12 protein-coding genes and 1 pseudogene are annotated in these 13,941 nt (G+C 61.3%); 10 read left to right on the top strand and 3 right to left on the bottom strand.

Annotation, left to right across the window (positions count from 1 at the left end; translation table 11 throughout):
* Both VF436_RS14730 and VF436_RS14725 read right to left on the bottom strand, forming a co-directional pair.
* Positions 1–505: pseudogene (locus tag VF436_RS14730) on the bottom strand (hypothetical protein); the annotation flags it as partial.
* A 2-nt stretch (positions 506–507) separates the two neighbouring features.
* Complete coding sequence (locus VF436_RS14725) at positions 508–1,578, bottom strand: triacylglycerol lipase (RefSeq protein ID WP_330904788.1); 1,071 nt, start codon at positions 1,576–1,578, stop codon at positions 508–510.
* A gap of 284 nt (positions 1,579–1,862) precedes the next feature.
* Here VF436_RS14725 and VF436_RS14720 point away from each other — a divergent pair, with 284 nt between their 5' ends.
* The 4 genes from VF436_RS14720 (at position 1,863) to asnB (ending at position 7,009) form a co-directional block, all read left to right on the top strand.
* Complete coding sequence (locus VF436_RS14720; protein ID WP_330904787.1) at positions 1,863–2,783, top strand: phosphoglycerate mutase; 921 nt, start codon at positions 1,863–1,865, stop codon at positions 2,781–2,783.
* Positions 2,762–4,495, top strand: a complete 1,734-nt coding sequence (recJ, locus tag VF436_RS14715; RefSeq protein WP_330904786.1) for a single-stranded-DNA-specific exonuclease RecJ — start codon at positions 2,762–2,764, stop codon at positions 4,493–4,495. The genes VF436_RS14720 and recJ overlap by 22 nt, the downstream gene beginning before the upstream one ends.
* Positions 4,496–4,700: 205 nt before the next feature.
* Positions 4,701–5,072, top strand: coding sequence for an STAS/SEC14 domain-containing protein (locus VF436_RS14710; RefSeq protein WP_330904785.1), 372 nt, complete (start codon positions 4,701–4,703; stop codon positions 5,070–5,072).
* Between the two features lie 254 nt (positions 5,073–5,326).
* Positions 5,327–7,009: an asparagine synthase B gene (asnB, locus tag VF436_RS14705; RefSeq protein ID WP_330904784.1), complete on the top strand. Its 1,683-nt coding sequence runs from the start codon at positions 5,327–5,329 to the stop codon at positions 7,007–7,009.
* 280 nt (positions 7,010–7,289) lie between these two features.
* On the opposite strand, the gene VF436_RS14700 is transcribed toward asnB, so the two are convergent.
* Positions 7,290–8,609, bottom strand: coding sequence for a retropepsin-like aspartic protease (locus VF436_RS14700; protein ID WP_330904783.1), 1,320 nt, complete (start codon positions 8,607–8,609; stop codon positions 7,290–7,292).
* A gap of 236 nt (positions 8,610–8,845) precedes the next feature.
* Here VF436_RS14700 and prfB point away from each other — a divergent pair.
* The 6 genes from prfB to VF436_RS14675 form a co-directional block, all read left to right on the top strand.
* Positions 8,846–9,971, top strand: a protein-coding gene (prfB, locus tag VF436_RS14695) for a peptide chain release factor 2 (RefSeq protein WP_330904782.1) whose coding sequence is annotated in 2 segments (ribosomal slippage) — positions 8,846–8,920 and positions 8,922–9,971 — 1,125 coding nt in all. Because the reading frame shifts where the segments join, the coding sequence is not laid out codon by codon here.
* A gap of 76 nt (positions 9,972–10,047) precedes the next feature.
* Entirely contained in the window at positions 10,048–10,233 is a 186-nt protein-coding gene (locus VF436_RS21720) for a four helix bundle protein (RefSeq protein WP_414649864.1), read from the top strand.
* 198 nt (positions 10,234–10,431) lie between these two features.
* Entirely contained in the window at positions 10,432–11,955 is a 1,524-nt protein-coding gene (lysS, locus tag VF436_RS14690; RefSeq protein ID WP_330904781.1) for a lysine--tRNA ligase, read from the top strand.
* Between the two features lie 23 nt (positions 11,956–11,978).
* The gene (locus VF436_RS14685; protein ID WP_330904780.1) at positions 11,979–12,452 is read left to right on the top strand and encodes a hypothetical protein; all 474 of its coding nucleotides are present in this window, start codon (positions 11,979–11,981) and stop codon (positions 12,450–12,452) included.
* Between the two features lie 70 nt (positions 12,453–12,522).
* Positions 12,523–13,245 (top strand): DUF1223 domain-containing protein, encoded by a 723-nt coding sequence (locus VF436_RS14680; protein WP_330904779.1) that lies wholly within the window; start codon positions 12,523–12,525, stop codon positions 13,243–13,245.
* A 19-nt stretch (positions 13,246–13,264) separates the two neighbouring features.
* Positions 13,265–13,941: hypothetical protein (locus VF436_RS14675; RefSeq protein WP_330904778.1), on the top strand; the 677-nt coding region annotated here is incomplete at its 3' end.

Raw genomic sequence — 13,941 nt, 5'->3', positions numbered from 1 at the left:
TGTACTGGTTGAGCGCCAGTGCAACGGCATCGAAGTCGAGTGTATCGCCTGGAGCCCCCTGAGGTTGCGGCAGCTGTGCCACAGCATCAAGGTAGGCACGGTACCGTTTCCACAGGTCCACGGCCTCGATGGCAGCCGGTTTACGGCCCAGTTGCGAGGCAATGCTGTTCTTGACCATCAGGTCGAGTGTCAACGGAGCGATCTGGTGTTGTGCCGCAAGGTAATAATCGAAGAAATCACGCACTTGACGGGTGTGCGCCAGATGGCCACCTGAGTCGATGGAAAGCGTGGGGATATCCGTATTGGCCAGGGAAGGGGGTATGGCCATCGATGGATCGCGCGGAAGCATCGCCGGTACCGCTGACGACGCTGTGCTCGCGGCGGGGCGTGCGGCCACGGCTGGCTCATACGTGCCATTGGTTTCATGGCGTGTCGCCAGGATCGACGCGATCGCGGCGCAGGCCATGCTCAAGACAATCAGCGCGCCCGCGCGCGACGGGCGCATGCTCAAAGACCCTGGTTTTTCAGTCGGTTGACATGATTGCGAATCACGGTGACCGGGTCTTCGGCATTGGCGCCCAGCACGCCCAATACCTGGTTGACCTCGTCGACGTGGTTCCAGTGATAGCTGGTGCTCAGCACCTGGCCGTACTGTGCGCTGCACACGTCGACCAGGCCGTCATTGGCGCTGGAGTTCAGACTGGCGAGCATGAAGCTGCCGGTAGCAGTCAATGCCAGGGTGGTCGGATCCTTGGCATTGGCGCCATCGAAGGCCCCGCTGACGCTGGTGTCCTTCCCGCCGGTGGTCACGCCGAATATCTTGATTGGCTGGATTGCAGTGCCGGCCCAGGAATACAACAGGTGCTGGTGACCATCAATGGTTTCGGTAGGTGCGCCGCCGCGACAACTGCCGGTGGGGGCCAGTCCCGCACTGGGATAGTCGGCATTGAATTGAGCGGTGCCGCTACTGCTGACCGCTGCCAGCGCAGCCTTGGCATCCTGGTTGGCGTTGCCGCTCAACAGGAAGCCGAAGGCATTGACCAGTGCCGCGACGGCAGCTTCGCCCGCGGGGCTGCTGCCGAGTACGCCCTGTACGAAATCACCGATCTGCGAACCGCGATGCGGCGTGCCGATAGTGGTGACCGACGCCACTAGATCCGGGGCAACGGCAGCCGCATAACGGGCCGTCAGGCCGCCTTGGCTGTGACCAATCAGGTTGACTTTCCGAGCGCCGGTTTGCACGACCACTTGCTGGATATACGCGACCAGTTGTTCACCGCGCCCGTTGGGGCCCTCATCGGCCTGGAAGCTGGAAATGTCGGGCACGAATACCGTGGCGCCATGCGATTGCAGATCGCTTTGAACGCCGTACCAATATGAAACGGCGCCAGCGATTTTCGGCGAGCCAGATAATCCCGTGACCAGCACGACCGGATATTGCGTGGCGTCGTATTGGTCGGTGGCAACCTGCGAGCCTTTTGCGTGCACGGTGCCCAAGCAGGCCAGGAGCATGGTTGCCAGCAAGCCCAAGCGAATCTGGCGGAAAGACTCAAAATCCTTTGTGCGACGTGACGACATAATCCCAGCCTCCTATGCAAAAGATGGCAGGATTTAAGCGCGCTGTATTTTCGACTGGCAATAAGAAAAATCTACTTTTTTTGTAAATCATTTCACTGTTCACAAAATCCACGTCATGGCATATTCATGCGATGGCGTGGCATGGATATTGCGAGAAGCCGTGCGGTGTCCACGGCGGTAGCAGGCAGCGCCGTGAGCTGCCTCGATATACCAACGCTACCGGCCGTCCCCGGGCATGAGGTACCCTTATCCGCTTGTCATCAGACCGGATCGATACCCAGGGCATGCTCGAAATTGCCGCCGAATCATTGCTATGGTGGCTGCCGGACCTGGCCCGCTTCGATGCATCACATCCGTTGCGCAGCATGGTCGTGCGTGCTGATGCGCTGTCGTCTGGGCCGCGGGGATATCTTGGCGGCCTTGAGGCCTTCTTTACGATATCGGGTGGCTTGCCGGCAGCAGCATTGACGCGCGAGCTGCTGGCTGCCGATGCAGGCGATGCCGTCTGGTTGAGCGCCGATCCAGCCTGGATTCAACCTGACCTCAATGGTGCTCGATTGCTGGCCTGCGGACACATGGGGCTATCGATGGACCAGGCGAGCGAGTTGGCCGAACCCTTGTTGCCGCTGTTTGCCGAGGCAGGCATGAGCCTGGAGCTTTCCTCGCCCGATCGTTGGCACGTGCGCCTGCCGGCAGGTTCGACCATACCTGACTTCGTTTCGCCCGAGCGGGCGCTTGGCGAAGACCTTTTCCAGCATCTACCGCAGGGCGTGGAAGGCAAGCGTTGGCGATTGCTGCTCAATGACGCGCAGATCCTGCTGCACCAGCACCCGGTCAACCAGTTGCGCCGCCAACAGGCGCTGCCTCCGGTCAACAGCCTGTGGTTGTGGGGTGGAGGTAGCTTGCCTGGTCGCGTGGAAACCTCCTTACGCGGTGTGATTGGCGACGATGTGCTGCTTGGTGCGCTTGCCACCCGAGCAGGTCTCGTGATGCAACCTCGCACATCCCAGGCCTTGGAGCAGGCGCACACAGGCACGTTGATCGATTTGCAGGACCTTCCCGCCGAAACCATCGCCGAGGCATGGTGGCCAGCGTTGCGAGCACTTGCCGTGCGCCATCGCGTGCTTTTGGTGTTCGCCAGCGGCGAGCGTTGGCTGCACCGTCCCTGGCATCGATGGCGCGCATGGCGCAAGGCGATGCGATGAACTCCGTGCGATTGCAGCGCCGTTCACCCCAGGGCGAATCGCGTGGGTGGAGCGAGCAGGTTCATCCAGTCGTGCAGCGCATTTTCGCTGCGCGCGGCGTGTTCGAGCCGATGCAGGCCGAACATCGGCTCAGCCGCATGCTGCCACCGCAACAACTGGGTGGCATCGATGCAGCCGTGGCGTTGCTGATCGAGGCGATCGCAGGTGATTGGTCGATCGTGATCGCAGGAGACTACGATTGCGACGGCGCGACCGGGACCGCCGTGGCCGTGCGTGGCTTGCGCATGCTCGGTGCGCGTCAGGTCAGTTATGCGATCCCCAATCGTTTCGTGCATGGCTACGGGCTCAGTCCCGCGCTGGTCCAATCCCTGAACCCACGCCCGCAGTTGATCGTCACCGTGGATAACGGCGTGGCAAGCGTGGCCGGGGTAGCTGTAGCCAAGGCGTTGGGCATTCGTGTGATCGTCACCGATCATCATCTTCCCGGCGAGCAACTGCCTGCCGCCGACGCGATGGTCAATCCCAATCTCTCCGGCGATGGCTTTCCCAGCAAGGCATTGGCTGGCGTCGGGGTGATGTTCTACCTGTTGCTGGCCTTGCGTTCGCGCATGCGCGAAAGCGGGGTGTTCGGCGAAGGGATGGGGCCGGATCTGTCGACGTTGCTTGATCTGGTGGCCCTGGGCACGGTGGCCGATCTGGTACCACTCGATTACAACAATCGCGTGCTGGTCGAGGCAGGCCTGCGCCGCTTGCGCGCCGGGCGCGGTTGCGCGGGTATCGTGGCCTTGGTCGAAGCCAGTCAACGCAGTCTGGCGACCTTGTGTCCGAGTGATCTTGGCTATGCCGTGGGGCCGCGCCTGAATGCTGCCGGTCGCCTGGAGGATATGCGCCTGGGCGTGGAGTGCCTGCTTGCCGATAGCGCGTCACTGGCGCGGCGTCAGGCCCAGCAGTTGAGCGCGATCAACCAGGAGCGCAGGGATTTGCAGGCATCCATGGTTGCCGAGGCGGAAGCCATGGTGCGCCTGGCACATGACACGGATGCCACAGGTGTGGCGCTGTATGAGCCGAGTTGGCATGCGGGCGTGGTCGGGCTGGTCGCCTCCAAACTCAAGGAGCGCCTGCATCGCCCGGTCATCGCTTTTGCTCCGGCCAGCGAAGACGATCCCGATGACTTGCGCGGTTCGGCGCGGTCCATCGGCGGTTTCCACATCCGCGATGCACTGGCTATGATCGATGCCCGGCATCCCGGTCTGATCGAGCGTTTCGGCGGCCATGCCATGGCTGCGGGCCTCAGCCTCAAGGCTGCGCACTTCCAGCGCTTCGCCGATGCCTTCGACGGGCTGGCACGCGAATGGCTCAGCGAAGAAGCCTTGCAGGCCATGCTGTATACCGACGGGGAACTTCCGCCCGGCGCGTTCACGCTCGATCTGGCGCGGCAACTGCGTTACGCCGCCCCTTGGGGACAGGCGTTTCCCGAGCCGTTGTTCGATAACGTGTTCGAATGCGCGCAATGGAAAACCATGGGCGAGAAACATCTGCGCCTGAGCTTGCGCGATCCGCGCGATGGTGCGGTGCATGACGCGGTGATGTTCAATGCCTATGACGGTACACCACCGCCGCGTGCGCTGCGTGCCGCTTATGAGCTGGTCATCAATGACTGGCAGGGCAGGGAGAGCGTGCGCCTGCTGCTGCGGCATATCGAACCGGCCTGACGTTTCGATGGCCGGGGGTGAGGTCGCATCATCTGGACCGTGTCGAAGACCTAATCTCTCCTGGCAAGGCTTCGTAGCGTAGTAGATCATGTCGAGCTAGCGACCTAGCGCCTCGCTGCTCGCCCCTGAACCCGACGCGAGACTTCACGGCAACTTCAGTGCGCGGGCGGCAAGTTATCCCCGATGCATAACCGGAGGACGTGCCATGATCGTGCAACTGGGTGATCTTCCTGCTGGCGTGCTGGGCTTCAGCGCGCACGGACAGATAACGGCCCGGGATTATGAAACCGTGCTCATCCCGGACATCGAAGCAGCGTTCGCGCTCAATCGGAAGCTGCGCGTGCTGTTTCACATCGACAACGATTGCACCGGCTTCGATCCGGGTGCGATGTGGGACGACCTGAAACTGGGTTTTCGTCACATCACCGGCTGGGAACGCGTGGCGCTGGTTTCCGATGTCGGCTGGGTACGAACCATGGCCAGGCTATTCGGATTCGCCATGCCGTGCCAGTTTAAGCTATTTGGCGACAATCAGATGGCTCAAGCGCGGGCCTGGATTGGTGCACTGGATGGCTGAGTCCCCCCTTGCGGCAACGCACAAGGTGTGGTGAAGTCGGCGCATGACTTTCGTCCACGCCAACCGCATGACGTACCTCGACGCCGCTATTGGCGCGAACACGGCTGGCCTGAATAACAACGCCAATAATAATCCCCGCATTGAGGGGTGGGCCGGCGTGTAGACGAGAGAAAAGTCACGTAACACGCGAAAAAGGCCCGCCACGAGCGGGTCTTTTTTTTGGTCTTGTAACGCCAACCAAGGGAAATGCAGTCATGTGTGCGATCTTCGGAATGTTCGATCTGCAACCGGGCGATGATCTGGCCGCCCTTCGCCAACAAGCGCTTGAGCTGTCCCAGCGTCAACGCCATCGCGGGCCGGACTGGAGCGGCGTATTTGTCGACGCGGGAGTGATCCTGGTCCATGAGCGCTTGGCCATTGTCGATCCGGCCAGTGGTTCCCAGCCTTTGCGTTCGCGTGATGGCGCGCTGGCATTGGCGGTCAATGGCGAGATCTACAACCATCGCGAGTTGCGAGCGATGAGCGATTACGATTTCACCACGGGCTCCGATTGTGAAGTCATCAATGCCTTGTATCGGCAGTCCGGCGAGCGGCCCATGGCTGAGTTCGTGGCTCAGATCAATGGCATATTCGCATTCGCCTTGTGGGATGGTCAGGCCCAGCGGTATCTCATTGCACGCGATCCCATGGGGGTGTGTCCGCTGTATTGGGGACATGACGGACAAGGGCGTCTGTGCGTGGCTTCGGAAATGAAGTCACTGGTCGGTGTATGCCAGGACGTGGCGCCGTTTCCCCCCGGGCATGTCTACGACAGCCTCGACGGGCAATTGCAGCGTTATTATCACAAACCCTGGCGCGAGCATGCGGCGACCCGGGGCCACGGTTTGGAACCGTCACGATTGCGGCAGGCATTCGAACAGGCCGTACATCGGCAGCTGATGACGGACGTGCCGTATGGTGTTCTGCTTTCCGGCGGCCTGGATTCTTCCCTGGTGGCCGCTTGTGCGGCACGTTTTGCGCGCGAACGCATCGAGGACGATGATCGCAGTGAGGCGTGGTGGCCGCGCCTGCATTCGTTTGCCATCGGCCTGGAAGGGTCTCCTGATCTAGCGGCCGCACAGGTTGCCGCGGATGCCTTGGGCACGGTCCACCATGGTTTCGTCTATTCCTTCTGGGAAGGCTTGGACGCACTGCCGGAGGTGATTCGCCACATCGAGACCTATGACGTCACCACGATTCGTGCTTCGACCCCGATGTTCCTGCTGGCGCGACGCATCAAGGCGATGGGGGTGAAAATGGTGCTTTCGGGCGAGGGCTCGGACGAGATCTTCGGCGGCTACCTGTACTTTCATAAAGCACCTTCTGCCGAAGCTTTCCATGAGGAGACAGTACGCAAGCTCGATGCGTTGCATAGTTATGATTGCCTACGCGCGAACAAGGCCATGATGGCTTGGGGCGTGGAGGCGCGCGTGCCGTTTCTTGATCTTGATTTCCTCGATACCGCCATGAGCATGGATGCCAAGTACAAAATGGCCGGGCAGGGCCGTATCGAAAAAGCCGTACTGCGCGAAGCATTCCAGGGAGCACTGCCCGATTCGATACTGTGGCGCCAGAAAGAACAGTTCAGTGACGGTGTCGGTTATGGGTGGATTGACGGTCTCAAGGCACACGCCGAGCAGGCCATCAGTGATCGGGAGTTTGCCGCCGCTGTCTCGCGCTATCCGTTCAATACGCCAGCTACCAAGGAAGCGTACCTGTACCGTCGTATCTTCGAGCGTTATTTTCCAGGCGAGGCCTGTGCGGCGACCGTGCCCGGCGGTAAGTCGATCGCGTGCTCGTCGCCGGCGGCGCTCGCCTGGGACCCGGCCTTCGCTGCCGCGGCCGATCCGTCCGGACGCGCGATACGCGATGTACATCAACAGGCACTCTCGGCATGAATATCCCCATGGCCCGGAGATAACTCCGGGCCATGTCCTGACACAATCGCTTCCCATTGGTTTTTAACGCCAGAGTTTGCGGGGTAACGGCATGATCGGCCGCAAGAAGCGAGTGGAAGGAACAATATGCAGGCCGCACCGTACCTGGCTGTGTGATTGATCTTGGCTATTGGCTCTGTTCGCAACTGGCCTTGATCAACCTGGCGGTCTTCGCCGTGGCGGCCTCTGCCGCGTGCATGCCGTACCAGCTGCATGGCTCGGCAGCGCGCGCTGAAACGCGCTATCGCAGATGCTCGTGCAATGGGAAACACAAGTGCTGGTTCTTGAAATCCAGTACGAAATCCATGTCCCGCAGTGCACCCGCGCCCAACGTGATCGGCCATGCCATCTGGCTGTCAGTCAACACATCGAAATAAACCTCGAACGGCTGATTGGAGATGGTGAGCTTGATCTTGGCCGATCGGGTATTGGCCTCATGCGTACCGCCGATGTCACCCATGAGTTCCTTGCCGCGATGCAGGGCTGTGGCCTGTTTCAGGGCCTCCGGCGTTCCCAGCAGATAGCGATGAGAGCCGGTATCGAGCATCACCGATTGCCATTGATCCTCGATCTGCAATTGTGGCATCAGTTTCATGCTTTCACCCCAGAAGGTCGAGGCGATCAGCATGGGCGAAGTACAGGTCGGCTGCCCCGATTCGCCATCCGGAGAAATGGTCAGTTTGTCCTTGCTGACACGTACAGTACCGAGCGGCGCTACCAGATTGACGCCGATCAGGGTGATTTGGCGCGGCACGACCAGCACAGGCACGTTGTGCCAAGTGATGTTGCCCAGGCGCAGTTCTTTGAGCAGGCCATGCTTGCCCTGGATGCCATGCGATAGCCAGCCGCCAAACATGGCCTTGTCATCGACGATTTCCACGCCCAGGTCTCGCGCCTGTGCATCGCCGACCACGAAATCGTTGGCGCCGGTATCCAGCATGGCTTCGATGTTGTGGCTGTTCGCCGTGATCTTGAAATAAGGACTGTTGCGATGTTCCTGGTCGATGAGCGCGACCGTGACCGCAGTTTTGGGCTTGTCGATCGATAGCGCGAAGCGCTTGGCTCCGTGCTGGGCAAACGTCTTCATGCCGGCGATCTGACGATCCAGTCCATGACCTTCGAAGCGTTTGATCAGCGCCGCTTCCTTGTCCATGGCGTCCGCATCGCGTCCAGCCAGGCGCAGATTGCCGCTGGCGAATTGTCCGCACATCAACGCGATACCCGGGCGGGTGTCGATGAGCGAGTCCTCGCAGGTTTGTGCGTCCCTGGTCGAGGCATCGAGGTTGTCATGCATGCGCTCGATGACCATGGCAGCCACCACGTGCGTTGCCGCGTCGCTGGATGCCTTGTAGATATCGGCCACTGCTTCGAGGTCACCCTTTTGCATCGCATTGAAAATATGCTGGATATCGATACTTTCCGCGCGGCGATCGTCGAGCCCGGGCACACGCGATGCTTTGGCCGCATCCTGGGCCACCGCGCCCTGGATCCCCATGCCCCATGCCACGGCTACTGCCAGGCATCCGGAAACCAATGTTCCGACTGCCTTTGTCTGCATCATCGTCCATGCCAGATAGGGGGCAACCCGACAAACATGGCCCATAGTGATGATGCGGCCGTGCCTACCGCAGCCAGTCCGGCATCTGCCCGCAAGGGCTGTCAGGTTGCCCTTCGATACGTTCATTGCCAGCGATCTCCCGCGATGCGTGGGCTATCCCGCCCCACTATGGCCCAGGGTCCCTATGGACCGCGGCGGGTCTGCTATCCTACAAGGTCACTATCAGCCATAGCATTCCAATGATCGAGACCAATCCGATCCATGCGCAGATTGCGGACCTCAAGGGCCGCGTCGAATCGCTTAGGGGGTATCTTTGACTACCCTACCAAGCGCGAACGTCTTGAAGAAGTAAGCCGGGAGCTGGAGAGCCCCCATGTATGGGACGATCCGCCCCGCGCCCAGGAATTGGGCCGTGAGCGAGCCCGCCTGGACACCATCGTCAGCGGCATCGACCAACTGACCGCCGGCTTGGCCGATGCGGGTGAATTGCTGGACATGGCCGCGTCCGACGGCGACGAGGACACCGTGCAGTCGGTGGTCGACGATCTGGCCAAACTCGATGCGCAGGTGGGCAAGCTGGAATTCCAGCGCATGTTCTCCGGCAAGATGGACGCCAACAACGCTTTCGTCGATATCCAGGCCGGTGCCGGTGGCACCGAGGCGCAGGATTGGGCCGAAATGCTGCTGCGCATGTACCTGCGCTGGTGTGAATCCCGTGGCTGGAAGACCGAGCTGCTGGAAGCCAGCGGTGGCGACGTCGCCGGTATCAAATCGGCCACCTTCCGCGTGGAAGGCGACTACGCCTACGGCTGGCTCAAGACCGAGATCGGCGTGCATCGTCTGGTGCGCAAGAGCCCGTTCGACTCCGACAACCGCCGCCATACCAGCTTTACCTCGGTCTTCGTATCGCCCGAAGTGGACGATGACATCGACATCGACATCAATCCGGCCGACCTGAAGACCGACGTGTATCGCTCCTCCGGCGCCGGTGGTCAGCACGTGAACAAGACCGAGTCGGCCGTGCGTATCACCCATATTCCCAGCGGTGTTGTGGTGGCGTGCCAGACCGAGCGCAGTCAGCACGCCAACCGCGATCGCGCTATGAAGATGCTGGCCGCCAAGCTGTATGAGCTGGAAATCCAGAAGCGCAACGCCGAGAAGGACGCGCTGGAGGCCACCAAGTCCGACATCGGTTGGGGTAGCCAGATCCGCAACTACGTGCTCGACCAGAGTCGCATCAAGGACTTGCGCACGGGCGTGGAACGCTCCGACACACAGAAAGTTCTCGACGGCGACCTGGACGAATTCGTCGAAGCCAGCCTGAAGTCGGGGCTGGACGCAGGAGCAAAGCGCGTCGACGCATGATTTGAGGAAATGGGAGATGGGTAGTGGGGACGCAGGATTGTGATCCTTTCATGACTTGGAGGCTTGGCAGGAAGCCATGGTGTTGGTCGAACAGATCCATGCCATTGCCTTCCTGCTACCTGTTGAAGAGCGATATGGACTTGCCGGGCAAATGCGGCGGGCGGCCACATCGGTTCCATCCAATGTCGCCGAAGGCCATGCCCGAGGTGAGGCCAGGGATTTGGCGCGCTTTTTTGTCTGCAGCGCGCGGTTCGATAGCTAAACTGGAAACACAGCTCGAATTGTCGGCCAGACTGGGTTCAATGGATCCGGCCCAAAACGAAGTTGCTGTGCGGCAATGTGACAAACTAGACCGTATACGGCGGGGATTGCGCAAATCTCTGGACAACAAGCTCGAAACAGCCGAGCGGAGTTGCGCCCCCACCACCCGTCTCCCACCCCCTAACTACGATTGAAGCGAATGAGCAACGACGACCAGACCACCCAGCCGACCGACGAAAACAAGCTGATCGCCGAGCGGCGCGAGAAGCTCAAAGCGCTGCGTGGGCTGGGCGTGGCATTTCCCAATGACCATAAGGTCGATGCCTTCGCCGGTGACTTGCAGGCCGGGTTCGCCGATAAAGACGTCCATACCGCCGAAGCGATCGAGGCGTTGGGGCGCCGGGTCACGGTGGCCGGTCGCATCATGCTCAAGCGTGACCAGGGCAAGGTCGCCTTCGTGCAGATGCAGGATTTCACCGGTCGTATCCAGTTGTTCATCCACCAGGGCACGGTGGGCGAGGAGACGTTCAAGGCCTTCAAGACCTGGGATGTGGGCGACATCGTAGGCGCCGAGGGTGTGCTGATGCGTACCAAGACCGGCGAACTATCGGTCAAGGTCGATAGCTTGCGCCTGCTGACCAAGAGCCTGCGTCCGTTGCCGGACAAGTTCCATGGCCTGTCTGACGTCGAGCAACGTTATCGTCAGCGCTACGTCGACCTGATCGTCACCGATGAGGCGCGCCGCACCTTTGCGTTGCGCTCGCGCATCATCGGTTACATGCGCAAGTGGCTGGAGGCTGAGCCGCGCCGCTTCATGGAAGTGGAGACGCCGATGATGCACATCATCCCCGGCGGCGCCACGGCTCGCCCGTTCATCACCCACCACAATGCACTGGACATCGACCTGTTCCTACGCGTGGCGCCAGAGCTCTACCTCAAGCGCCTGGTGGTCGGCGGCTTCGACCGCGTCTACGAGATCAACCGCAATTTCCGCAATGAGGGCGTGTCCACCCGGCACAACCCTGAATTCACCATGCTCGAGCTGTACCAGGCCTATGCCACGTACCACGAGATCATGGACCTCACCGAATCGGTGATTCGCGATACCGCCACCCATGTGCTAGGCACTACCCAACTGCAATGGGACGGGGCAGCCATCGACGTGGGCCCGGCGTTCCGCCGCTGGAAGATGGAAGACGCGGTGCTCGAACTCAACCCCGAGATCAAGCGCGAGGAACTGCGTGACCGCGAGACCATGGCTGCGCACGCCCGCCGGCTGGGCGTCCAGGTCAAGCCGGGTTACGGCTGGGGCAAGCTTTTGCTGGAAATCTTCGAGAAGACCGTCGAACACACCCTGGTGCAGCCGACTTTCATTATCGACCATCCCGTCGAGGTGTCGCCGCTGGCGCGTGAGAACGATACCGACAAGGGCATCACCGATCGCTTCGAGCTGTTCATCAATGGCAAGGAGCTGGCCAATGGCTTCTCCGAGCTCAACGATCCGGAAGATCAGGCCGCTCGCTTCCAGGCCCAGGTCGATGCCAAGGATTCGGGCGACGATGAAGCGATGCACTTCGATGCGGACTATATTCGTGCCCTGGAAGTGGGCTTGCCGCCGACTGGTGGCCTGGGCATCGGCATCGACCGGTTGGTCATGCTGCTGACCGGCGCGTCCTCGATTCGCGATGTGCTGCTGTTCCCGTATATGCGTCCGGAAGCCTGATCCCTCGTCAAAAGAGGATTGCCATGAAATGTCCCCAACTGCTGTTTGCCAGCTTGTTTGCCCTGACGTTGATCGCATGTTCCTCTTCCGATCAGTCGGCGAGCGGTACGGCGCCGGGCAAGTCCGCCACGGCGCCGCCCCCGGCCGCCGCGACCACAGCATCGACCACGCCGCCGGCAACGGCGTCCACACCGGCACCTGCCGCAGCGGGTTCATCCGCGGCCAACGACGCGCAGGATGATGCCGTGATCGCCAAGGTCAGCGCCTCGATTGCCCGCAATCACCTGACCTCGCTCAAGCCCGAGTGCATCGACTATCTGGTGGGTGACCGCACCGCCGAGGGCGTGGACGTGGACGTGCACGAGAAGCACGACGAACACTGTGGTGGCGATCCGGGCGTGTCACCGCGGATGTTCTCGTTCCATGTCGATGCCGCTGGCAAGCTCACCACCGATGCTCGCGATATCGCCGATGGCGACATGAAGCCGATCGATTGATACGTGTGGCAAGGTAACCGTTGCCATCGTGTGGCGAATACCTTCGTGACATCGTTACGGAGGTCGGCGCATGAATCGTTCACGTCGGTTTGGCCTGCTGTTGGCAGGCATGATGGCGCTGACCGCGCTCGATGAAATCCATGCCCAAGACATACCGGCCCCAGCTGACCGGCACTTGGTCGTAGTGGAGTTGTTCCAAAGCCAGGGCTGCTCGTCGTGCCCGCCGGCCGAGGCTAATCTCAATGCGCTGGCGGGCCGCTCCGATGTATTGGCCTTGTCGTTCGCGGTGACCTATTGGGACGACCTGGGATGGAAAGACACATTCGCCAGCCAGGCATTCACCGATCGCCAGTGGACTTATGCACGACGCCGGGGACGCGGCGATGTGTGGACGCCGCAAGTCTTCGTTGATGGTCGCCGCGACCTGGTCGGCACCGATGCAGCCCAACTAACCGATGCAATTGCCGAGGCGTTGCACGCACAAGGCGCACGTCCCACGCTGGCTTGGCAGGGCGACACGCTGCATGTAGCCGGTGGCGGTCACCCCAATGCCGATGTCTGGCTGGTGCGCTTTGACCCCCGTACGCAGCAAGTTCCCATTGGCGCCGGTGAGAACGAGGGGCGTGTGCTGCCGCATCGCAATATTGTTCGCCAGTTGCTGCGGCTGGGTACCTGGCATGGCGCCGCGGAGGATTATGTGGTGCCGGCCGCATCGATGGCTGGCCTTGCCACCGCGGCATTCATCCAGGATGGCCCGGGCGGTGCGATCATCGGCGCCTCCATCCAGCACTAGGCACGCCCTGGAGTTGCCCATGGATCGACGCCGTTTCCTGTTCATGACCGCCGGTGCCGCCGTGGCTGCGGCCTGGTTGCCGAGCGCGTGGTCGCAGCGCGACTATGAGCATCCTGGCCAACTGTACGGCGCCTTGCGCGAACAGCCGCACGAAAGCCTGTCGATGGGCGGCGGCACGCTCGATATCGTTTTTGCCGATGGCGCACAGGGGCTTGATCGTGCGCGAGCCAGGGCGTGGATCCAGCGCAGCGCCATGGCCGTCGTCACGTATTTTGGTCGTTTTCCAGTACGACACGTCGGCTTGTTGGTGATCGCAGAAGAGGGCGGTCGTCTGGGGCCTGGCACGACCTATGGTTTTGATGGCTCAGCCATTCGCTTGCACGTCGGGCGTGAAGTCGACGAAGACGCCTATCATCAGGACTGGATGTTGGTTCACGAGATGACGCACCTGGCATTGCCGGAGCTCGGTGACGATCACGCCTGGTTGATGGAGGGTAATGCCACGTATGTCGAGCCGATCGCTCGCGCCCAGGCCGGACAGCTAAAACCTGCCGACGTATGGAAGTGGTCCGTCACGGATATGCCCAAGGGACAACCCGCGGCCGGCGACCAGGGACTTGATCACACCCACACCTGGGGCCGCACTTACTGGGGTGGAGCGGCGTTCTGGTTGCTCGCCGAAGTGGATATCTATCG

The sequence above is a fragment of the Dyella sp. genome, from assembly GCF_036384435.1.
Lineage (GTDB): Bacteria > Pseudomonadota > Gammaproteobacteria > Xanthomonadales > Rhodanobacteraceae > GSA-30.
The sequence above is the reverse complement of the archived record's forward strand: the minus strand, read 5'-3'. Positions and strand labels throughout refer to the sequence as shown.